The organism is Bacillus sp. AC266 (assembly GCF_979253805.1).
In genome coordinates this window covers 169,695-189,652 of the sequence record NZ_CEEDEC010000002.1, presented here as the reverse complement: position 1 = coordinate 189,652, position 19,958 = coordinate 169,695, and the positions used below count along the sequence as shown (strand labels likewise).

The following is a 19,958-nucleotide window of genomic DNA, read 5'->3' as shown; positions in this document are numbered from 1 at the left end:
TTTATTTAAGAATTAGCCGGTCCAACTTTTATGAGAAAAGGTCGTGATATTATGTGGACACAACAAATAATCAACACGAAACGTGGCACATTTGAAATCTTTACAAAAGGAAATGGCGAACCGCTTTGCATTACACATCACTATTCACAATTTAATGAAACTGGCGATTACTTTGCGGATGTTTTCACTGCTACGCATCGTGTATTGCTCATTAATTTACGAAACGCTGGTAACTCAGCAAAAGCCCATTCAGAAAAAGAATTAAGTATGATTGAAACCGTTCACGACTTAGAAGCAATACGAGAAGCTTTACAACTCCCAACATGGCATTTCGCTGGCCACTCAACAGGCGGTATGCTTGGACTTTTATATACCATTACATATCCAAATTCCTTACAATCATTAGTCATGGCCGGAGCCGCAGCAAGTAACTATACCGAAACACTATTTTGCATTTATCACCCAGCACATCCTCAGTTTCATTATATGCAACAACTCATCGAAAACTTGAAAAGCCCTCATCTTACAAATGCAGAACGAAAAGAATTATCTACTAAGAGAACAAAATTATCATTGTATAAACCAGAAAACTTCAACTCTTATTTTTGTAAACCAATCCAAAAAACAATGTCCCCTAGCCGGATGAACACTTTCGCCAATGAATATCCGTCATTTGATTTAAGAGAGAATTTACCTTCCATCCAAACAAAGACCCTTATTATATGCGGAAGACATGATGTACAGTGCCCGATCCAATATTCTATCGAGATGCATGAGGGTATACATAATTCTATCTTTGTGATATTTGAGGAGAGTAACCATTATCCTTTTTTAGAAGAAGCTGCTCAGTTTACTTCTACTACTCAAACATTTTATAAATCGTTACACTAGTACCGTTATTACTAAGGAAAGCTCACAGCCTCTATAAGAATATGAACTTTTTTCAAAAGAAATATTTCACACTAGAAACAACAAGAAGAACAAAAAAATCATTAAGCCTACATCAATGAATATCGACTTTTTATCTCCTGCTTTTATACTCATCATAAAATTAGAAATTATTTTAATTCCAAAAAAGACCATCATAAATAACCAACCGAAATGATCATTCGTAGAATCTTCATCATAAAACATTTGTATTGCACCGATAATTAATAAGATAAGTATGATATTGGTTCCAATCTTTAAAGCCTTGTTTGATTTATTATCTTTTAATGTATCTCCCAAAATGTATCACGCCCTCTCATGCTCTCCTATGTTTTATCTCTCTTTATATTTTAACATAAATTACCTATTATTCCCTTTTTGTTCGAATAACATAAAAAACCTACCAATTACTTGGCAGGTACATTACACGTTAAAGCGATAACCAGCTCCCCATACTGTTTCAATATATTGCGGGTGAGCAGGATCTCTTTCAATTTTTTCACGTAGCTTTCTAATGTGAACAACGACAGTGGCTAAATCGCCAGCTGATTCTAGTCCCCAAATACGTTCAAATAACTGTTCTTTATTTAATACTTGGTTTGGATGCGTTACAAAGAATGTTAATAAATCAAATTCCTTCGTTGTGAACGCGATTTCTTCATTGTTTATAAAAACTTTTCTCGCTCGCTGGTCAATAGAAATTCCATGAATGTATAACGTATCGCGTTGCTTACTCACATTTCCTGATAATCTTTCATAACGAGAAATATGCGCCTTTACTCTTGCTACTAATTCACTCGGGCTAAATGGTTTCGTTATATAATCATCCGCCCCTAAACCGAGTCCGCGAATTTTATCTATATCCTCCTTCTTTGCTGAAACAAGTAAAATAGGAATGTCTTTTATAGCACGTATTTGTTTACAAATTTCAAAACCATTCATTTTCGGAAGCATAATATCTAAAATAATTAAGTCATAGTCTTCCTGAAGAGCCATTTGTAGACCTATTTCACCTGAATGCTCTACATCGACTTGAAAATCACTAATTTCTAAATAATCTCGCTGTAATTCTGCAATACTTATTTCATCTTCTACTAGTAAAATTCTCTTCATTCTACTCACCACATTCCTGTACTTTTTTCAATGAGAAGAAAATACTTGTACCTTCCCCAAGCTTACTTTCCGCCCAAATTTCCCCGCCATGTTCTTCAACAATTTGCTTCGCTATCGCTAAGCCAAGTCCACTTCCACCTGTGCTAGAATTTCGCGATTGCTCTGCACGATAAAACCGCTCAAATATATACGGCAGCGTATCAGCTTCTATACCTGATCCATTGTCCATCACTTTTACAATAACTTTATTGTTATCACTTAATACTGTTACAGTAATTTTCTTCGCTTCTTTATCCATGTATTTCACACTATTATGAATTAAATTTGATATCACTCTATTTATCTTTTCACAATCGGCCGTTACATATAGTGGTGATGAATGTAATTGTAAATAAACTTCTATACCTCCCTCACTTAAATCCATCTGCATCTCTTCTAATAATTCTTGCATAAACACGTTTAACTCTATCGTTTCAAACTGAAATGGAACTCGGTTCAAATCCAGCTTCGAAAACAAAAAGAGCTCATCAATGAGTGTATCCATATGCTTTGCCTTCGTATGAATGGTCGTTAAATACTTATCCATTTTTTCTGGCGTATTTGCGACTCCATCTTTTATGCCTTCTACATATCCAATAATAGATGTAATCGGTGTTTTTAAATCATGAGAGATGTTTGAAATGAGCTCTTTTCGATTTTCTTCATATTGTGTTTGCATCTCAATCGACCCTTTTAACTTCTTCCTCATTTCCTCAAATCCTTGATTTAATTGTCCAATCTCATCATAGGATGTAACTGGAATTTGAAAATCTAAATCCCCTTCTTTAATTCTCCCAGTCGCATCTTTCAATACAAAAATTGGTTTTATCACACTTCTTGAGACGAAATAACTTAATAACCCTATGAGTAAAATGGCTAACAGTAAAAGCCCTCCGAACAAAATTGGAAATAATTTTTGTGTGAGATCGACAAATGAACTTTGCCTTTTTAGTACAAATATACTCCCTTCTTCATCTCCGGGAAAATAAAAATCAAATTTTACATATCGATAAAATGTATCGCCTAGTTCCGTTGTACCACGACTATTAATATTTGCTGATTCAAATTTCGGAATGGCTTCTTTTAAAGATACACCTTCAAATATTTTTGTAGCATAAGAAATCGTTTCTCCCTTTCTTACAACTATTTTCACACCTTCTTTTTCAAGTGATGAAACGAACGATTCATCTAATAGTTGTGATTGATTTTTCTTTGCCGCTAATTTCAATTCAATATACGTATTCTCTTCTTCTGGTGTAAGCGGCTTTTGAATATAGGAACTTTTATAGAAATTTTTCACTGATTCCAAGTCTCCTGTTATGGAAAAAACAATTAAAAATCCCGCGACTAATATGAGCGTAATGGAAACGAGAATAACAGCGATATAAGAGAATAAAAACCTTGTTTTAATAGACATATGTTACATCCTCACTTTATCCCGCATTAACGGGCAGTAAGACCCCCCACCTCAAAATTCAGAGAAAGCAACGAAGTTAGGTAGGGATCAACTGCCCATAAAAGCCCGATTGGTTCAACTAATAATCAGTGGGGGGTACCCCCCACTGATTAAAGTTTCACTTTATCAAACCTTATTACTCATAAGCATAAAAATATATGTTCAAATACTCAAGCGATTTTATAGTAATTTTAGCGTCAGTTTATAAAAATTTAATGTTCTTATTTTACAGTTGCAATGAGGAGGTTGAAATTCCATGTTCAAAAAAACATTAAGCATGATCTGTTGCGTAATTTTTTTGCAAGGATGCTCGCAAGAACAAGAGGTTCAAAAGGAGATGACAAACATGGAGACAGCGCTACTAGCAGCTACTGAGAAACAAGCAACGAATACTGTTATATCATTACTCAAAAAAGGGGCTGACATAAATATAACGGACAGTAAAGGACGTACCCCTCTTATGATTTCTACATACAAAAATGATGTAAAAACTGCAAAAGCGCTTATTGAAGCAGGGGCTGACGTAAATATCCAAGACGATATGAAAAACAATCCCTTTCTATACGCCGGTGCAGAAGGTTACTTTGATATTTTAAAACTAACGATTGATGCCGGTGCAGATCCATCGCTTACGAATCGTTACGGCGGAACAGCTCTTATCCCCGCCTCAGAACATGGCTATATTGATGTTATTAAAGAACTCCTTACGCGAACAACTATTGATGTTAACCATGTAAATAATCTCGGGTGGACCGCTTTAATGGAAGCCATCGTACTAAGTAATGGAAACGAAACACAGCAACAAGTCATTCAGCTTCTTATTGAGCACGGTGCAGATGTAAATATTCCAGACAACGATGGTGTTACCCCGTTAGAGCATGCTCGCGCTCATAACTTTGAAGAGATAGAGAAGATTTTGTTAGAAGGGCGTAAGTAAAAAGCTAATTTTTGCCTTCCTCCCCCACCCTATGCTACATTTAACCCGTTACATTAATATTAATAGGGTGGGAATAAACATGAACAAACCTAAAATTGGGATGATTGGACTTGGAAGTATTGCGCAAAAGGCCTATCTTCCAACACTTACAAAAGAAACAGATTGGAATTTTGTAGGGGCGTTTACACCTAACGCAGAGAAAAGGAAACAAGTTTGCCAACAATACCGCATTCAAGACTTCCATTCTATTGAAACGTTAGCTTCGGAATGTGATGCAATCTTCGTTCACAGTTCAACTGCTACACATTATGAAATCGTTTCTGAACTTCTGAAAAAAGGAATCGACGTTTATGTTGATAAACCGCTAGCAGCTACAGTGGAACAAGCTGAGCGACTAGTCGAGTTGAGCGAAAAGCATAACCGAAAGTTAATGGTCGGATTTAATCGCCGATTCGTTCCTATGTATGTTGCTGCAAAAGAGCAAGCTCATGATATTTCATGGGTTCGAATTGAAAAACACCGCACAAATAAAGTCGGGCCATATACGTACGACTTTACTATGTTAGATGATTACTTACATATTGTAGATACTGCTCGCTGGTTAGCTAATGATGATCTTAACGTCGTTCATAATATGATGCAAATTAATGAAAAGAATGAACTTCTTTACGGACATCATACATATACAACTGCAAATGGACTGTTACTTTCAACAGCGATGCATCGCCATGCCGGTACAAACTTAGAACAAATTGAACTTGTAACAACAGGGAAAATCATTCGCGTAAAAAATATGAACACATTTGAAATTGAACAAGAAAACTCCGTTTCGCAAAGCGGTTCACCATCATGGGATACGACGTTAAAACAGCGCGGTTTTGAAGATGCTGTTCATCATTTTATCGAATGTGTTCACGGAGATACAAAACCTGTTGTAGATGGATTAGAAGGATTAAAAACGCAGCAACTGTTGCAATCTCTACTGGAGAATGCAACTAAAAATTAAAACGGATACATTTTTCAGAATTTACTTTCATTCCCATTTCCTCTTTATTTCTCTCACAAATTTCTATAGAATATGTTGATAGGAATTATAAATTTCATAATGAATCGTGGAAAGGATGGGATTAACACATGTGGAACGAGTTTAAAAAATTCGCATTCAAAGGGAATGTAATCGATTTAGCTGTCGGGGTTGTAATCGGTGCTGCATTCGGTAAAATCGTTAGTTCTTTAGTAAAAGATATCATCACACCATTACTTGGTATGGTACTGGGCGGCGTTAACTTTACAGATTTAAAACTTACATTCGGTAAATCATCTATTATGTATGGTAACTTCATCCAAACTATTTTTGATTTCTTAATTATTGCAGCTGCTATCTTTATGTTTGTTAAAGTTTTCAACAAACTAACATCTAAAAGAGAAGAAGAAGAAAAGAAAGAAGAACTTCCAGAACCAACAAAAGAAGAAGAAATTCTTGGCGAAATTCGCGACTTACTAAAACAACAAAACTCTTCTAAAGATAGAGCATAATTGAACGGATAAAAAGGCATGCCCCCTCGGGACATGCCTTTTCTATATGCTATAAAGTTTCCGAATTCATATGAATAAATAAAATAATACCAGCAACCATAAGTACCATAATACTACCTGCAAATAGTGTAATACCCATAAACATTAAACTTGTGCTCATGTCCACTGATACACTTTCAATAAAAATAGAAATTACATACGTGATAAGGGCGATTCCTGCAAGAATACTTCCTGGAACAAATCGCTTTAAGCCATTTTGTTTTAACGTCATATATGCAAAAATAGCGGTCATGCAAAGCGTAATTATCCAAAGAACGATCATCTCTTCTCCCCCCTCACAAGCCTTTTCTTTCTATTATACATGACATTGCCCTATAATAGTTAAATTTGCACTTGTGTGACATATAACAAGGAATAATCCAAACTGTAGCGAATATCTTATGAAGAATCCAAAATACATTATCATTATCAAAGTAACGTATTTACAATACCGGCTTCACTTATCGCGAGTATTGTTTATAAAATAAAACATTCAGCATAAGGAGACTGATCTCATGTGTATGCTGTAAAATTATTATTTGAATCTGTCCATTCAGGTAAACCTAATCCTAGTAAAATTGATGAACATTATGAAGAGAATCACGATACACTTTTTGAAGAAAGTATCATTCTCGTTAAGGCGAACAGTTTAGAGGAAGCTCATGAGCTAGGTGAAAAGATAGCTCTACAGTCTGAAGATACGTACGATAATATGTACGGTGAGCAAGTAACATGGACGTTTAGAAAAGTGTTGCATGTTTTCGAATTAGATGACACACCATTTGAGACAGGAAAAGAATTATATGCACGCTTTTTACATGTTAAAAAAACTGAAAGTGTAGATACAGTAGTTAAACACCATTATCCTGAATATGAATAAAAGCTCACAGCTATCGCTGTGAGCTCTCTTATTCTTACTTCGTTGAATCTCTAAATTGGATACGGTGAGGTAAGATAACTGAGTGATCTTCTACTTTTTCTTTGTTCATATATTTCGTTAGTAGACGCATTGCTACTGCACCGATATCATACATTGGTTGTACAACTGTCGAAAGTTGCGGACGAACCATTAATGCAAGACGTGTGTTGTCAAAACCAAGCACTTCGATATCCGTTGGTACGTTTAATCCCGCGTCTTGTGCTGCGTGGATTACACCTAGTGCCATTTCATCAGAAGATACGAAGATTGCTGTTGGTTTTTCATCCATGCCCCAAAGTCTTTCAAACGCTTCTATACCTGAATCATATGTGTAATCTCCATCAATTATAAGATTTTCATCATATGAAATACCTGCTTCTTCTAAAGCTTTTTTATAACCTTGTAACTTCTTCGCGCTTCCTGCTTTATTAATGAAAGGACCAGAGACGAAACCGATACGTTTATGTCCTTGCTCAATAAAATGCTTCATTGCATCGTAAGCTGCTTGTGTATAATCAATATTTACTGATGACGTTTCATTTTGTTCATCAAATGACGCTGCTAATACAATTGGTACTGGAGATTTTTTGAACTCTTCAACGTGAATATCTGTAATATCTTCACCCATGAAAACAATCCCGTCCACTTGTTTCCCAAGCATCGTATTTAATAAGTGGAACTCTTTCTCTTTGTTCTGGTCAGAGTTACTTAAAATGATGTTATATTTGTACATTGTTGCGATATCTTCAATTCCACGAGCAAGTTCTGCATAAAACGTATTTGAGATATCCGGAATAATAACACCCACTGTAGTTGTCTTCTTACTTGCTAGTCCACGTGCTACTGCATTCGGGCGGTATCCTAAACGATCAATTGCTTCTAATACTTTCTTTCTTGTTGTAGGCTTTACATTTGGGTTACCATTCACAACGCGTGATACGGTAGCCATTGAAACATTTGCTTCACGCGCTACATCATAGATTGTTACGTTCATCTCTTCGCACACTCCTTCTATTTATGTTATCTATTTTTATGTATCGGTTCACTTGAATGAAAAAAAGACATCAACTCTATTTGCAGATGCCAACAATCGTCCCGAGTTCTTCCTTTTACTAATGATACGCTAAAAACACAGGGTCATACAATATTTTCCCGCAAAAGTTTCGAAAAAATTCGCTTCTTTTCTCGTATTTTCGTATTTTTTATGCAAAAAAGGTCAATTTTTGTAAAAAAGCTATGTAACAAGGGCTACATAGACTAAGAAATCTTTTTATAATTTACTTCCGAATGCTTTTAATTCTTTCATAAACTCATTGAATTCTGGAATGTCCATTTGCTGCGCTGCATCTGATAATGCAACTGCTGGGTCTGGATGTACTTCAGCCATAATAGCAAAAGCACCAATTGCCATAGCCACTTTTGCAAACGGTAATAGAAGGCCACATCGCCCTGTAGAATGCGTTACATCGACAACAACAGGTAAATGTGTTTCTTTCTTTTAAATTGGCACAGCGGAAATATCAAGCGTATTACGCGTTGCTGTTTCATATGTGCGAATACCACGCTCACATAAAATGATAGTACCATTCCCCTCTGCCATACTATATTCTGCTGCATTAATAAATTCTTCAATTGTTACTGATAAACCACGCTTTAATAATATTGGTTTATTTACAGCACTAGCTGCCTTTAACAGTTCAAAGTTTTGCATATTGCGAGCGCCAATTTGAATAACATCAACATAATCTGACACTTTAAAGAAGGCACTGAAAGAGTTTATTTCATAAGAAAAAAGAGGTCATTCCCTACTATGTACAGGTAATGACCTCCTTTCTTCTTTCAACATCTTTAGGAAATTCGAAATGTTTTTCTCGAAGTATTCACTTTTTCAGTAGCCTCAGCTTAAAAACTGTCTTTTTTTATTATAGGAAAGAAACAAACGGTTTATCGCTGTTCTTCTCTTTTATAATAACAGCCTCGATTTTATTCTCGGACTTTATTTGTAATTGAACTTTAGCATCTTTAGGAAATTGTTCTAACATACTTTGAGCAGCCGTTTGAGAGAGTGCCATTAATTCTGACTTACCGTTATATTTTACGACAATATCCATCTTTAATTTATCCATCTTATTTTGCTTATAAGAAATCTTAGCATTAACAGGGATATAATCGCCTGGAGAAAATGCCTTCATTGCTTTAGAAAAATTCTTTAGCTTATCATTATCTTCTCCATGTGCCCCCTCAAATTCTTGAGAAGGATACGAATACGACTTTTCATCAATAGTATCCCAATTTCCAAGATTAGTCTCGTTCTTTTGAACAGTAGCGCTTGAAATATAAGTACCATTCTTTAAAGAACTTGTACTTTCTTGCTTGAATATAGCAAATGTAATTGGAGATTTGTTATATTTATCATTTTTATTAATAGCTTCTATAAGCCCCTTAGCGACTTCAGTACCTTTAGAAATAGCTTCCTCATTAGATACACTTGAAGACATAGATAAACCAATAACAACACCAGATAAGCTTAGTTCATTTGAATTTTGTTTGCCGAAGTAGTCCTGTTCTATAATATTAGTCAAAACTGGTACTTCTTGTTTCGTAACTAATTCATCAATTGTTTTCTCTGGAATATATTGATTTAATTGTAATACGTAATTTTCTGTATCGAATTGTTTTGAAGCAATATCCATTAAACCATTTTCATATTCTGCTAAATCTAGTTTAGAATTAGTTTTAACATTAACTGTATTAATTACCTTTTGTTCTTTTAAAGGAATAACAGTTCTATAGTAATCCTTAGAAACAGCAGTTCTTGGAATCATACTTTTTTCTTTCGTATCTTTCTGTACAACTTCATCCTTCTTCTCAATAGTATTATTGCTGCAAGCCCCCAGTAATAAACTTAAGCTTGCGATGCATAATGCCATTTTCTTCATTGCTTAAAACCCACTTTCAAAAGTCAATTTACTTAGTTTTAAAGTATCTCTAGTGTACCATTAAATATATTGCAACAAAATAAAAAAGAAGCAAGCCCTTCGCTTGCCTCTCCCTATTTTACATTCTCTTCTAAAGCTTCTTTTTTAATATTCCAGTGCGATGTATGCCATACTACCATTCCATCTTTTATGTATAACACTTGCGGAGATTCATGCTTAATGCTGTACTGCTCTGCAACATGGTTTGAAACATCTCTCGCCTCTTGTACGTATAAGTAATATGCTGGCACTTCTCTTTCTTCACCGCAATACGCTTGAAACTCTGTATATGCCCCGTGACTAATTGGACATGTCGTACTATGTTTAAAAAGAACGTAAGGCTCGTTCTTTTCTACTAACGCTTCAAGTTCTTCAATCGTTTCAATCTTCATCATACTCATCATTACTCACCTCTCATGCGAAGTCTAGAGCGCTTCTCTCTCTTTTCAGCCTTCTGCTCAGCTTTCTCAAGTTTACGCTCTTCTTTTTCAATCTTTTTCTCTTGTCTCGTAGTACGGTAATGATTATACACTTCAATTGCTGCGCTGCTCCACTGTACAACTTGTGCCACTTTATCTGCATTATTTTCAATTTCGTCCGTAACAGACTCTGAAACGTTGCGAAGCTTCGTATTTAAAGAGTGGATCGTCGTTCCGATTCCATCCACACCTTCTACTACTTTATTTAGCGACTGTGACTTCTGTTGAATATCATCAGCTAACGCATTTGTCTTATGTAATAATTGCTCCGTCTCTACGCTTATTCCTTGCATTTGCTTTTCTAAACCTTCTAACGTGCTCGCAACGTTTTCTAACGTCTTCTGAACCGATAACAACGTTCTGCATACATACACTACTAATACTGCGAAAGCAACCGCGATAATAGCCGCACTTACATATAGAAGAACTTGCATTTCATCACTTCCTTTATCTTTTTCATACTTTCTCCCATTATACAATCATTTTCCGTTTCATTCTAATCCCTATCTTTTCATTAGAATTTTCATACTTATTCGTTAACTTTAACATAAATGATTCAACAAATTCCACTAAGTAGGTTACAATAGGAGAGGATACATAATTAGTAGGGAGGCTTTACATATGAAAGATCCACGCATTGAAAAGTTAGCATACAATTTAATTAACTACTCTATTCGTTTACAAAAAGGCGAAAAAGTATTAATTGAAAACTTTGGCTTACAAAAAGAACTTGTAACTGCACTTGTAAAAGAAGCATATGCAGCTGGTGGTTTCCCATTCGTTTCTTTAAAAGATCATCAAGTAGATCGCTCTTTATTAATGGGTGCTACTGAAGAACATTTCGAACAAATCGCTGCATATGAAGCTAGTGTAATGAAAGATATGGATGCTTACATTGGCCTTCGCTCTGGCGATAACATTAACGAACAAGCTGACGTTCCAAGTGAACGTATGAAAGTTCACGGCCAAACAGTTGGCAAAAAAGTTCATAGAGACATCCGTGTTCCGAAAACACGCTGGGTTGTTCTTCGCTACCCAAATGCTTCTATGGCGCAGCTTGCTAAAATGAGCACAGAAGCTTTCGAAGACTTCTACTTCGAAGTTTGTAACTTAGACTACGGTAAAATGGATAAGGCGATGGATAGCCTTGTTACATTAATGAATAAAACAGATAAGGTTCGCTTAACTGGCCCTGGAACTGATTTAACATTCTCTATTAAAGACATTCCAGCTATTAAATGCTCGGGTCATTTAAACATTCCAGATGGTGAAGTATACTCTGCACCAGTTCGCGATTCTGTTAACGGTACAGTTTCTTACAACACACCATCTCCTTACAACGGTTATACATTTGAAAATGTACAACTTAAATTTGAGAATGGCCAAATCGTTGACGCAACTGCAAACGATTCAGAGCGCATTAACAAAATCTTCGATACGGACGAAGGCGCACGCTACGTTGGTGAGTTCGCAATCGGCGTAAACCCATACATCTTACATCCAATGGGTGACATTCTATTCGATGAAAAAATCGATGGCAGCTTCCACTTCACACCTGGACAAGCTTATGATGATGCATGGAACGGCAACAACTCTAACATTCACTGGGATTTAGTATGCATCCAGCGCCCTGAATACGGCGGCGGCGAAATTTACTTCGACGACGTACTAATCCGTAAAGACGGACGCTTCGTTGTAACTGAACTAGAAGCTTTAAACCCAGAGAACTTAAAATAATAATAAAAACGCTCGGAATTGTATCCGAGCGTTTTGTTATTATTTCCACTCTATATCGAACTACTTTCCTCGCTTTTTGTTTGCTGGAAATGAAAATAAAATAAAAGCGCAACTGCGATGGTACCTATTAATATTGGTACATATAAGGGCAGATCCCATTTCATATATACTCTAGTGCAACCAACAAGCACAAACAAAATTTCTAAACAGAATAAAGGTTTTACATATTTCATTTCTTACCTACCATTGCTATTTTCACATTTGGGTTCTCTTTCTCGATAAGCGCGAAAAATTCATTCATATCTTGCGGCATCGCAACCATATGTACTTTGTATGCATTCGTCGTAATTTCAAGAGATTTTCCCACTTGACGAATGATTCTTATCTCTTTCAATACGATATCGTCATTTAAAATGCCGTACTTTAATACACCATTTTCTACTTTATGCTTTTTAATAAATACTTCCCAAACGAGTGGTACATTTACAAGGAAACATAAACCCATTCCAATTAACGCTGACATCCACTGCTCTTTATTTGTGAGAATCATGACAAGTGGATATACAAACATAAAAGCTAACGTGAGACAAACGAAAATTACTACCGATTTACTTCTTTGAATCGGAATGTTCATACACGCACCCCCTACCCCAAATTATACCACTTTTTCCATTTTAGTTCATAAAAAAAGGCCATTTCTACATGACCTTCTTAAACAATATATCTATAGAATTTCTTATCCACCTGTAACACTGGAAAACTTTTTGGCAACTCGTCTATACTCACACTTTGGAAATTATTCTTTTCATAAAAGCGATGCGCTGCTAAAAATTTAACTGTTGTTCCTAAATAAATGTCTTTCAAGTTCTTTTCTTTCGCCCAAGAAATTGCCGTTTGAAGTAGCGTATATGATGCGCCCCATTCTTTTCCGCGGAACTCTTTCTTCACGAACATTTTTCTTAGCGCTACTTGATGCTTCCCAATATCTAATAAAGCTACCGTTCCAACTACTTTCCCATCATAAGTTGCTACCCAAAAATTTCCGTTGTCCCTTTGATAGAACGTTTCTATTTCCAGTAAGTCCGGCTGCTCTTCTTTCGTAATAGGGACATTGTACTCTTTTCGCTGAATATGAACGATAAGATCTACTACTTCATCTTGAAACGTACTTTCATACGGAATAATACAAATCTTCTCGTTCATCGAATCTTCTTCCATTCTGAAGCTAGTAAACTATACACAGCGATATCTTGGAAATGATCATATATCCATTCTTCATCTCTTAAAATACCATCTAATTTAAAACCTAAACGTTCTGGAATCGCACGGCTTTTCGCATTTTCAACACCGCAACGAATTTCAATTTTATTCAGCTTTAAATTATCAAATGCATAATGAAGCACAGTCTTCACACTTCGCGTCATAATACCTTTCGCGCCAGCATCTTCTGCAAGATAATATCCAAGACTCGTAGCTTTCTTACCCCAGCTCACCGGATGAATACCTACCATCCCAACGAGCTTTCCTTTATAGCGTATACCAGCCTCAAACCCATCTCCCTCTGCAAATTTCTTTAACCACATCGGAAAAATTTCATTATACGCATCAGCTGATTTCGTCCCATCTACCCAAGGGAGCCATCTTCTTAAATGGTTACGGTTTTGATCTAATAATTGATATAATTCCTCTTTATGATGTTTTTCTAATAGTTGTAGTTCGATTTCGTCATCTACTCGGAGTGTGAACATGTTTTTTAGCCCCTTTTTATTTTTCTTATTATTCTAACACTTACAGATACAAAATGTTAAATATTCACACTTTTTTCGGTTTTATTTGTATAAAACCAGAAGAATATAATACTCCCGTAACAACTAATATCATTCCTATAGATTGTGCGGGTGTTATATTTACTCCTTCAATAAAAGAAATAATCATTGTAACAACAGGCACTAAATTAAAAAATAAAGATGTCCTTGCTGCCCCAATTTGAGCAATTCCATTATTCCACCATAAGTAACCGAGCACACTCATTCCAATTGCCATAAAGAGAATCGCTCCCCAAGCTAACAAAGGAATTTCCAAAACTGGTACTATACTTTTTTGAGTGACAGATATCACAATAAAGGCAAGAGCACCAATCGTCATCGTATATGTCGTAGTTTGTATTGGGCTACCAGTTTTAATAAACCTTCTGCCTAGTACACCGTATAACGCCCAGCAAATATTCCCTAATAAAATATAAAAATCCCCTTTTGAAAATGATAAGCTTTGTAGTATTGTAAACGAACCTTGTGTAAGTACAAAAACAACACCAAGTAATGCAAGTAACATTCCAATACCTTGGCGCTTTATAATTTTTTCTCGTAAAATAACACTTGCTAACAGCGTCGTAACGAGCGGATTCGTCGCCATAATAAGTGCACCATTAATAGCTTCTGTATGTTTCATACCTAAAAAGAAAAAGAAGTTAAAACCAAATATACCAACAATACCTAGCAAAAGGTAATAAGCCCTATTCTGCCTCCATACCTCCACCTCAAAATCTTTTCGTATTTTTAACAGACATAACATCACAAATGCAGCAATCACAAAACGCCATGCCGCTATATGAATCGCTTCGAAATATTGCACCGCATATTTCGAAGCATTAAATGTTCCGCCAGTGAAAATCGCAAACCCTAGTAACTGAGCGTATACTTTATTCTTCATTGTTGGCCTCCGAGTTTTTCTCTTCTAGAAAACCATAATAAATTTCTAACTTCTCCTCTGTTAACAAAACTACTTTTTGCAATTGCTCCTGCTGTTCCCTTAAACGATCTAAGTGTGTTGTTAAAATTGAAATCCTCTTTTTTATTTTCGCAGGTACTTCCTCTTCCCGCTGTCTAATCTCCTCTATAATACATCCGTCACTTGCAAACTCAGTCATCTCTTCTAAAGACATTCCAGTTTGCTTTAATGAATATAAAAATTTTAACAGGCGCACATCACCTTCTGTATACTGACGAATACCACTATTTCGCGTTGGTGGTGGCAATAAACCTAGTTTCTCATAATAGCGCAAAGTATGAATACCCATCCCTGTTAGCTCTGCTACTTCACCGATTTTATACATGTTTTCTCCCCCTTGTTTTTACATATTCATCTTACAACCTAGAGCTAACTCTAGGTCAATACATAAATAAAAATCGGACACAACAAAAAAAGACGCACAGCCAAGCTATGCGTCTTTTCTATTACTTCTCTGCAACTTGAACTTCTTTTACGTAAGCTGCTTCGAATTTTTGGATGTCACCTGCGCCCATGAAAATAAGAACGCCGTTTTTATGTTTCTTTAACACATCCGTTGTTGTATCTGTAATTAGTTCTGCGCCATCGATACGTTTTTGCAGATCTTCAATTGTTAATTCACCTTTGTTTTCACGTGCTGATCCGAAAATATCACATAAGTATACTTGGTCAGCTTTACTTAGGCTTTCCGCGAACTCATCTAAAAATTTCTCTGTACGTGAGAATGTATGTGGTTGGAATACAGCGACAACTTCACGCTCTGGATGTTTTTGACGTGCTGCTTCAATCGTTGCATTAATTTCTGTCGGATGGTGTGCATAGTCATCAATGATAACTTGTTCTCCCATTGGCTTTTCATTAAAGCGACGTTTTACGCCTTCAAAAGTTGTTAGCTGATGCTTAACTGCTTCTACATCAACGTTTTCATAATGGCAAAGCGCGATTACTGCTAATGCATTTAATACGCTGTGATCGCCGTATCCTGTAATTTTGAACGTGTCATAATACGTATTACGAACGAATACATCGAATATAGTACCATCAGTTCTCTTTTGAATGTTACGTGCTTGGAAATCGTTATCTTCTCCAAATCCATAGAAAATAACAGGTACTTTCGCTTGAACTTTTTGAAGTTCTTCATCATCACCACATGCAATAATACCTTTTTTCACTTGCAATGCCATCTCTTGGAATGCATTAAATACATCATTGATGTCTGCAAAATAATCTGGGTGATCGAAATCGATATTTGTCATGATTGCATAGTCTGGATAGTAAGACAAGAAATGACGACGATACTCACAAGCTTCAAATACAAAATACTTACTATTTTCTACCCCATGCCCCGTTCCATCTCCAATAAGGTATGATGTTGGGTGTGCACCTTGCATTACATGGGCTAACAAACCAGTTGTTGATGTTTTTCCATGTGCACCAGTTACAGCAACACTTGTGTACTGATTCATAAGATCACCTAAGAAGTGATGGTAACGATGTACTGGGATATTTAATTCTTTTGCTGCTACGATTTCTTCATGCGTATCAGGAAATGCATTTCCTGCGATAATCACTTGTCCTTCTTTAATATTATTCTTATCAAAAGGAAGGATGGAAATACCACGCTTTTCCAATGCTGTTTGTGTAAAGAAACGCTTTTCATAATCAGACCCTTGAACAGTATGCTTCATGTCATGAAGAATTTGTGCTAATGAACTCATTCCTGTTCCTTTAATTCCTACAAAATGGTAAACTGTCATCTTAAAGAACCTCCAACATTTCGAACTAATACAACGGCCTATCTATAAGACAGTATATGAATCTTTTCTTATTTTGGTAATCATCATACATTTCTGATGCAGTGAATTTCTTTTTATATTCACTTATCAGTGATAAACTCGTACGTACTTCTTTTATGTCCATAACACATTTATTATAGCAAAAAACAAGCCGCTATACTATGATAACAGAAAAACTGATAGGGTCAATCACCTATCAGTTTTTCTCGCTTTTACATATCTTCTTTTGTTTCTAATTGAACACGCTCTAGACGTGAATTTGGACGGTATTTACGACCAGCTTTTGCTTCTGGTTTTCCATTTAATTCTACGTTATCACCAGTAAAACCAATATTCATTTTTAATAAGCTACTTCCTACTCCGTATATATCGACAGGAACATTTTGAGCTTCAAATTCACGAATACGCTTCTCATCAAACCCACCAGTTACAACGATATCTACATGTTGGAACCCTTCCTCATCAAGAGCCTTACGAAGTGCAAATACAAGTGATGGATTTACACCACGTGGATCGAATGTTCCAAGTACTTCTGGGTGACGAATGAAGTATTGATCAATCATTGTGCGAGACGTATCGACACGTACACCTTTTAATGTTGATCCAAATTCACGCGCTACGCGAAGTGCATCTGTAATGACATCATTGTTATAATCAATTAGTACGACTAATTCATCTTCTGGGAATTTTTTATGATATGCCTTTGCAGCTTCAACAACATCACCATTAAACATTTGAATTAAAGCGTGAGGCATCGTCCCCATACCACTTCTGCCCCACCATTCATTCATTGCATGCGTCGCTTGCGCGCTCATACCTCCGATGTATGCCGCATAGCCGTCACCAGCTTGTTGCGTATAATGATCGTCACGATCTCCCATGAAAATAACCGGTTTTTCTTTATCTACACTACGTGCAGCTTGGACAACGTTATATACGTTTGTCGCAACTGATGTACGACGAGCTAAAATCCCATCAATTACACCTTCTAAAAAGCCGAAGTATTCATAAGGACCATGAATTGTTAAAACTGTTTCAAACGGACTAATATTATCGCCATCCTTTAAAGAATGAATTTCTAATTCCTCAGGATTTTTGGCAAATGTTTGTAGCAATGCGATTACCTCATCTGCTCCGCAAAGAACTGCATGTTCTTTTTGAAAAAACTGCATTGTTACAACACTTTTCGGGCGAAATTCTTCAATGATTTCTCTAGTTTTTAAAAAGTAAACGGCAGAGAACCAGCCTTCTCCAACACGTTCATCAAATTTAAATGTTTTATTTGTTAGTCGATTTATTTCACCTTTTAATTTTAATTCAATTTCTTTCATGTCGCTTTACTCCCTACTTTACTATCCAACATTTTCTATTAGTATACAGCAAAACCGTTTCCTATACATTTGTTTCCTGCATAGCAGCGAATTCATCCTCAGAAATAAGGACATCTCTCGGTTTCGTTCCTCTTCCTTCAGAAATAATCCCTTGCGACTCCATCTCTTCAATTAGACGTGCCGCGCGATTATAACCTATGCGGAATTTTCTCTGTACAGAAGATGTGGACGCTCCCCCTTGCTCTACAACAAATTGACATGCATCAAAAAATAGTTCATCTTCAGACTCACTCTGCTCTGATTTTGCTAATAAATCCTCTTGCTTAAATAAGTAGTTTGGCTTCATTTGCTTTTTCACATGATCAACTGTTCTTTCAATCTCATCATCTGATACGTATACACCTTGTACACGTACTGGTTTAGATGTGCCGTTTCCTAAAAATAGCATATCACCACGACCAAGTAACTTCTCCGCGCCCCCAATATCGATAATCGTACGCGAATCAACTTGAGATGATACTGTAAACGCAATACGCGTTGGAATGTTTGATTTAATTAAACCTGTAATAACGTCTACAGATGGACGCTGCGTCGCAACTAATAAGTGAATACCACAAGCACGAGCTTTTTGTGCAATACGACAAATCGCTTCCTCCACATCACCAGGAGCAACCATCATTAAGTCCGCTAACTCGTCAATGACAATTACAATATAAGGTAATGTCTCACCTGGGATTTCTCTACCACTTACAATCGTATTGTAACGAGTTAAATCACGAGCACCAGCATGAGCAAACAATTCATAACGACGTTCCATCTCTTCAACCGCCCACTTTAACGCAGCTGTAGCTGCTTTTACGTCAGTAATAACAGGTGCTACAAGATGTGGAACAGAATTGTATGGTGCAAGCTCAACCATCTTCGGATCAATTAGTATCAACTTCACTTCATGCGGCTTCGCTTTATATAAAATACTCGTTAAAATCGCGTTAATGCACACACTTTTCCCTGAACCAGTTGCACCCGCAATAAGTCCATGTGGCATTTTTCGAATATCCGTTACAATTGGATCACCTGAAATATCAAGCCCCAGCGCAACTGTAAGCGGTGATTCACTCTTTGTAAATACAGGACTTCTTAAAATTTCACGCAGGAATACTGGCTTACTTTCCTTGTTTGGAACTTCAATTCCAATTGCACTCTTCCCTGGAATTGGCGCTTCAATTCGAATATCTTTCGCAGCTAAACTTAACTTAATATCATCACTTAAATTTGTAATTTTATTTACTTTCACACCTGGGTCTGGTTGTACTTCAAAACGAGTTACCGCCGGCCCTTGTGACACATTAATAACATGTGCTCCAACATGGAAATTATTAAATGTCGTATTTAATAATTCTTCCTGTTCTTCTAGCCACTCCGTATTATCTAATGCTGCCTGCTGTGGAATTGACAACAACGTTAATGGCGGAAGTTCATACTTCGGTGGCGCTTGTAGTACGTTGCGCATATCATTCTCTTTTTGATTTACAACATATGCTTTCTCTTGTACTTCCGTACTTGAAATTGACTCTTGTACTTGTCCAGCCACCACTACTTGTTGCATCGGTTTTTCTTCCACTTGCGGTTCCACTACCACTTGCTGCATCGGTTTTTCTTCCACTTGGGCTTCTACTACCACTTGCTGCACTGGACTTTCTTCCACTTGCGGGTCTACTACCACTTGCTGCACTGGTTTTTCTTCCACTTGCGGGTCTACTACCATTTGCTGCATTGGCTTTTCTTCTGCTTGTGGTTCTACTACCACTTGCTGCATTGGCTTTTCTTCTGCTTGTGGTTCTACTACCACTTGCTGCATTGGCTTTTCTTCTGCTTGTGGTTCTA

At 36.5% G+C, this 19,958-nt stretch carries 23 protein-coding genes and 2 pseudogenes; 7 read left to right on the top strand and 18 right to left on the bottom strand.

Going from position 1 to position 19,958, the window contains the following annotated elements; genetic code table 11:
• The first annotated feature begins 30 nt into the window (after positions 1-30).
• Positions 31-891 carry an alpha/beta fold hydrolase gene (locus AC0IXC_RS08475; RefSeq protein WP_471652829.1) on the top strand — a complete coding sequence of 287 codons (861 nt, stop codon included), beginning with the start codon at positions 31-33 and terminating at the stop codon, positions 889-891.
• A 66-nt stretch (positions 892-957) separates the two neighbouring features.
• Here the strand turns inward: AC0IXC_RS08475 and AC0IXC_RS08470 are convergent, their stop codons facing one another.
• The 3 genes from AC0IXC_RS08470 to AC0IXC_RS08460 all read right to left on the bottom strand — a co-directional run bounded on the left by AC0IXC_RS08470 (position 958) and on the right by AC0IXC_RS08460 (position 3,496).
• Positions 958-1,227: a hypothetical protein gene (locus AC0IXC_RS08470; RefSeq protein WP_088040250.1), complete on the bottom strand. Its 270-nt coding sequence runs from the start codon at positions 1,225-1,227 to the stop codon at positions 958-960.
• Positions 1,228-1,350: 123 nt separating this feature from the next.
• Positions 1,351-2,040 (bottom strand): response regulator transcription factor, encoded by a 690-nt coding sequence (locus AC0IXC_RS08465; RefSeq protein ID WP_002034338.1) that lies wholly within the window; start codon positions 2,038-2,040, stop codon positions 1,351-1,353.
• Between the two features lies 1 nt (position 2,041).
• Positions 2,042-3,496 (bottom strand): sensor histidine kinase, encoded by a 1,455-nt coding sequence (locus AC0IXC_RS08460; RefSeq protein WP_471652828.1) that lies wholly within the window; start codon positions 3,494-3,496, stop codon positions 2,042-2,044.
• Positions 3,497-3,791: 295 nt separating this feature from the next.
• Between AC0IXC_RS08460 and AC0IXC_RS08455 the strand changes: the two genes are divergently transcribed.
• The 3 genes from AC0IXC_RS08455 (at position 3,792) to mscL (ending at position 6,008) form a co-directional block, all read left to right on the top strand.
• Positions 3,792-4,472 carry an ankyrin repeat domain-containing protein gene (locus AC0IXC_RS08455; protein ID WP_471652827.1) on the top strand — a complete coding sequence of 227 codons (681 nt, stop codon included), beginning with the start codon at positions 3,792-3,794 and terminating at the stop codon, positions 4,470-4,472.
• 79 nt (positions 4,473-4,551) lie between these two features.
• Positions 4,552-5,478, top strand: a complete 927-nt coding sequence (locus AC0IXC_RS08450; RefSeq protein ID WP_002143411.1) for a Gfo/Idh/MocA family protein — start codon at positions 4,552-4,554, stop codon at positions 5,476-5,478.
• Positions 5,479-5,606: 128 nt separating this feature from the next.
• Entirely contained in the window at positions 5,607-6,008 is a 402-nt protein-coding gene (gene mscL / locus AC0IXC_RS08445; RefSeq protein ID WP_002015591.1) for a large-conductance mechanosensitive channel protein MscL, read from the top strand.
• Between the two features lie 49 nt (positions 6,009-6,057).
• Here the strand turns inward: mscL and AC0IXC_RS08440 are convergent, their stop codons facing one another.
• The gene (locus AC0IXC_RS08440; protein WP_000636592.1) at positions 6,058-6,330 is read right to left on the bottom strand and encodes a DUF3917 domain-containing protein; all 273 of its coding nucleotides are present in this window, start codon (positions 6,328-6,330) and stop codon (positions 6,058-6,060) included.
• A gap of 111 nt (positions 6,331-6,441) precedes the next feature.
• Between AC0IXC_RS08440 and AC0IXC_RS08435 the strand changes: the two are divergent.
• Positions 6,442-6,549: pseudogene (locus AC0IXC_RS08435) on the top strand (DUF3949 domain-containing protein); the annotation flags it as partial.
• A 15-nt stretch (positions 6,550-6,564) separates the two neighbouring features.
• A complete protein-coding gene (locus AC0IXC_RS08430) occupies positions 6,565-6,927 on the top strand; it encodes a DUF4288 domain-containing protein (RefSeq protein ID WP_002184820.1) in 363 nt (120 codons plus the stop codon).
• A gap of 34 nt (positions 6,928-6,961) precedes the next feature.
• On the opposite strand, the gene ccpA is transcribed toward AC0IXC_RS08430, so the two are convergent.
• The 5 genes and pseudogenes from ccpA to AC0IXC_RS08405 form a co-directional block, all read right to left on the bottom strand.
• Positions 6,962-7,960: a catabolite control protein A gene (gene ccpA, locus AC0IXC_RS08425; protein ID WP_002034370.1), complete on the bottom strand. Its 999-nt coding sequence runs from the start codon at positions 7,958-7,960 to the stop codon at positions 6,962-6,964.
• 276 nt (positions 7,961-8,236) lie between these two features.
• Positions 8,237-8,746 (bottom strand): annotated as a pseudogene (locus AC0IXC_RS08420) (bifunctional 3-deoxy-7-phosphoheptulonate synthase/chorismate mutase).
• A gap of 142 nt (positions 8,747-8,888) precedes the next feature.
• Positions 8,889-9,905, bottom strand: a complete 1,017-nt coding sequence (locus AC0IXC_RS08415; protein ID WP_002138665.1) for a CamS family sex pheromone protein — start codon at positions 9,903-9,905, stop codon at positions 8,889-8,891.
• Between the two features lie 113 nt (positions 9,906-10,018).
• Positions 10,019-10,345 carry a bacillithiol system redox-active protein YtxJ gene (gene ytxJ, locus AC0IXC_RS08410; protein WP_002067603.1) on the bottom strand — a complete coding sequence of 109 codons (327 nt, stop codon included), beginning with the start codon at positions 10,343-10,345 and terminating at the stop codon, positions 10,019-10,021.
• A gap of 2 nt (positions 10,346-10,347) precedes the next feature.
• Positions 10,348-10,857: a DUF948 domain-containing protein gene (locus AC0IXC_RS08405; protein ID WP_012261840.1), complete on the bottom strand. Its 510-nt coding sequence runs from the start codon at positions 10,855-10,857 to the stop codon at positions 10,348-10,350.
• A gap of 187 nt (positions 10,858-11,044) precedes the next feature.
• Between AC0IXC_RS08405 and AC0IXC_RS08400 the strand changes: the two genes are divergently transcribed.
• Positions 11,045-12,160, top strand: a complete 1,116-nt coding sequence (locus tag AC0IXC_RS08400; protein WP_002034367.1) for an aminopeptidase — start codon at positions 11,045-11,047, stop codon at positions 12,158-12,160.
• Positions 12,161-12,210: 50 nt separating this feature from the next.
• On the opposite strand, the gene AC0IXC_RS08395 is transcribed toward AC0IXC_RS08400, so the two are convergent.
• From AC0IXC_RS08395 to AC0IXC_RS08355, 9 genes are all read right to left on the bottom strand, one after another.
• The gene (locus tag AC0IXC_RS08395) at positions 12,211-12,393 is read right to left on the bottom strand and encodes a hypothetical protein (RefSeq protein WP_088293513.1); all 183 of its coding nucleotides are present in this window, start codon (positions 12,391-12,393) and stop codon (positions 12,211-12,213) included.
• On the bottom strand, positions 12,390-12,794 hold the full coding sequence (locus tag AC0IXC_RS08390; RefSeq protein WP_002143426.1) for a PH domain-containing protein: 405 nt from the start codon (positions 12,792-12,794) through the stop codon (positions 12,390-12,392). The genes AC0IXC_RS08395 and AC0IXC_RS08390 overlap by 4 nt, the downstream gene beginning before the upstream one ends.
• Positions 12,795-12,871: 77 nt before the next feature.
• Positions 12,872-13,363, bottom strand: coding sequence for a GNAT family N-acetyltransferase (locus AC0IXC_RS08385; protein WP_193652341.1), 492 nt, complete (start codon positions 13,361-13,363; stop codon positions 12,872-12,874).
• Entirely contained in the window at positions 13,360-13,908 is a 549-nt protein-coding gene (locus tag AC0IXC_RS08380; RefSeq protein ID WP_137075984.1) for a GNAT family N-acetyltransferase, read from the bottom strand. The genes AC0IXC_RS08385 and AC0IXC_RS08380 overlap by 4 nt, the downstream gene beginning before the upstream one ends.
• Positions 13,909-13,972: 64 nt before the next feature.
• The gene (locus AC0IXC_RS08375) at positions 13,973-14,869 is read right to left on the bottom strand and encodes a DMT family transporter (RefSeq protein WP_372475028.1); all 897 of its coding nucleotides are present in this window, start codon (positions 14,867-14,869) and stop codon (positions 13,973-13,975) included.
• Positions 14,859-15,272: a MerR family transcriptional regulator gene (locus AC0IXC_RS08370; protein ID WP_471652826.1), complete on the bottom strand. Its 414-nt coding sequence runs from the start codon at positions 15,270-15,272 to the stop codon at positions 14,859-14,861. The genes AC0IXC_RS08375 and AC0IXC_RS08370 overlap by 11 nt, the downstream gene beginning before the upstream one ends.
• 121 nt (positions 15,273-15,393) lie before the next feature.
• Positions 15,394-16,704, bottom strand: a complete 1,311-nt coding sequence (gene murC, locus AC0IXC_RS08365) for a UDP-N-acetylmuramate--L-alanine ligase (RefSeq protein ID WP_002015598.1) — start codon at positions 16,702-16,704, stop codon at positions 15,394-15,396.
• A 251-nt stretch (positions 16,705-16,955) separates the two neighbouring features.
• Positions 16,956-18,074: a nicotinate phosphoribosyltransferase gene (locus AC0IXC_RS08360; protein WP_002015597.1), complete on the bottom strand. Its 1,119-nt coding sequence runs from the start codon at positions 18,072-18,074 to the stop codon at positions 16,956-16,958.
• 61 nt (positions 18,075-18,135) lie between these two features.
• Positions 18,136-19,958 (bottom strand): DNA translocase FtsK (locus AC0IXC_RS08355; protein ID WP_471652825.1); only part of this gene is annotated, 1,823 nt, incomplete at its 5' end.

What these genes read in the sequence shown, in the direction of transcription:
- AC0IXC_RS08400 (WP_002034367.1), top strand. Translation starts at nt 11,045, where the DNA reads ATGAAAGATCCACGCATTGAAAAGTTAGCATACAATTTAATTAACTAC.
- AC0IXC_RS08360 (WP_002015597.1), bottom strand. Translation starts at nt 18,074, where the DNA reads ATGAAAGAAATTGAATTAAAATTAAAAGGTGAAATAAATCGACTAACA.
- mscL (WP_002015591.1), top strand. Translation starts at nt 5,607, where the DNA reads ATGTGGAACGAGTTTAAAAAATTCGCATTCAAAGGGAATGTAATCGAT.
- murC (WP_002015598.1), bottom strand. Translation starts at nt 16,704, where the DNA reads ATGACAGTTTACCATTTTGTAGGAATTAAAGGAACAGGAATGAGTTCA.
- AC0IXC_RS08380 (WP_137075984.1), bottom strand. Translation starts at nt 13,908, where the DNA reads ATGTTCACACTCCGAGTAGATGACGAAATCGAACTACAACTATTAGAA.
- ytxJ (WP_002067603.1), bottom strand. Translation starts at nt 10,345, where the DNA reads ATGAGTATGATGAAGATTGAAACGATTGAAGAACTTGAAGCGTTAGTA.
- AC0IXC_RS08460 (WP_471652828.1), bottom strand. Translation starts at nt 3,496, where the DNA reads ATGTCTATTAAAACAAGGTTTTTATTCTCTTATATCGCTGTTATTCTC.
- AC0IXC_RS08405 (WP_012261840.1), bottom strand. Translation starts at nt 10,857, where the DNA reads ATGCAAGTTCTTCTATATGTAAGTGCGGCTATTATCGCGGTTGCTTTC.
- AC0IXC_RS08370 (WP_471652826.1), bottom strand. Translation starts at nt 15,272, where the DNA reads ATGTATAAAATCGGTGAAGTAGCAGAGCTAACAGGGATGGGTATTCAT.
- AC0IXC_RS08375 (WP_372475028.1), bottom strand. Translation starts at nt 14,869, where the DNA reads ATGAAGAATAAAGTATACGCTCAGTTACTAGGGTTTGCGATTTTCACT.
- AC0IXC_RS08465 (WP_002034338.1), bottom strand. Translation starts at nt 2,040, where the DNA reads ATGAAGAGAATTTTACTAGTAGAAGATGAAATAAGTATTGCAGAATTA.
- AC0IXC_RS08455 (WP_471652827.1), top strand. Translation starts at nt 3,792, where the DNA reads ATGTTCAAAAAAACATTAAGCATGATCTGTTGCGTAATTTTTTTGCAA.
- AC0IXC_RS08475 (WP_471652829.1), top strand. Translation starts at nt 31, where the DNA reads ATGAGAAAAGGTCGTGATATTATGTGGACACAACAAATAATCAACACG.
- AC0IXC_RS08390 (WP_002143426.1), bottom strand. Translation starts at nt 12,794, where the DNA reads ATGAACATTCCGATTCAAAGAAGTAAATCGGTAGTAATTTTCGTTTGT.
- AC0IXC_RS08385 (WP_193652341.1), bottom strand. Translation starts at nt 13,363, where the DNA reads ATGAACGAGAAGATTTGTATTATTCCGTATGAAAGTACGTTTCAAGAT.
- AC0IXC_RS08395 (WP_088293513.1), bottom strand. Translation starts at nt 12,393, where the DNA reads ATGAAATATGTAAAACCTTTATTCTGTTTAGAAATTTTGTTTGTGCTT.
- AC0IXC_RS08415 (WP_002138665.1), bottom strand. Translation starts at nt 9,905, where the DNA reads ATGAAGAAAATGGCATTATGCATCGCAAGCTTAAGTTTATTACTGGGG.
- ccpA (WP_002034370.1), bottom strand. Translation starts at nt 7,960, where the DNA reads ATGAACGTAACAATCTATGATGTAGCGCGTGAAGCAAATGTTTCAATG.
- AC0IXC_RS08440 (WP_000636592.1), bottom strand. Translation starts at nt 6,330, where the DNA reads ATGATCGTTCTTTGGATAATTACGCTTTGCATGACCGCTATTTTTGCA.
- AC0IXC_RS08450 (WP_002143411.1), top strand. Translation starts at nt 4,552, where the DNA reads ATGAACAAACCTAAAATTGGGATGATTGGACTTGGAAGTATTGCGCAA.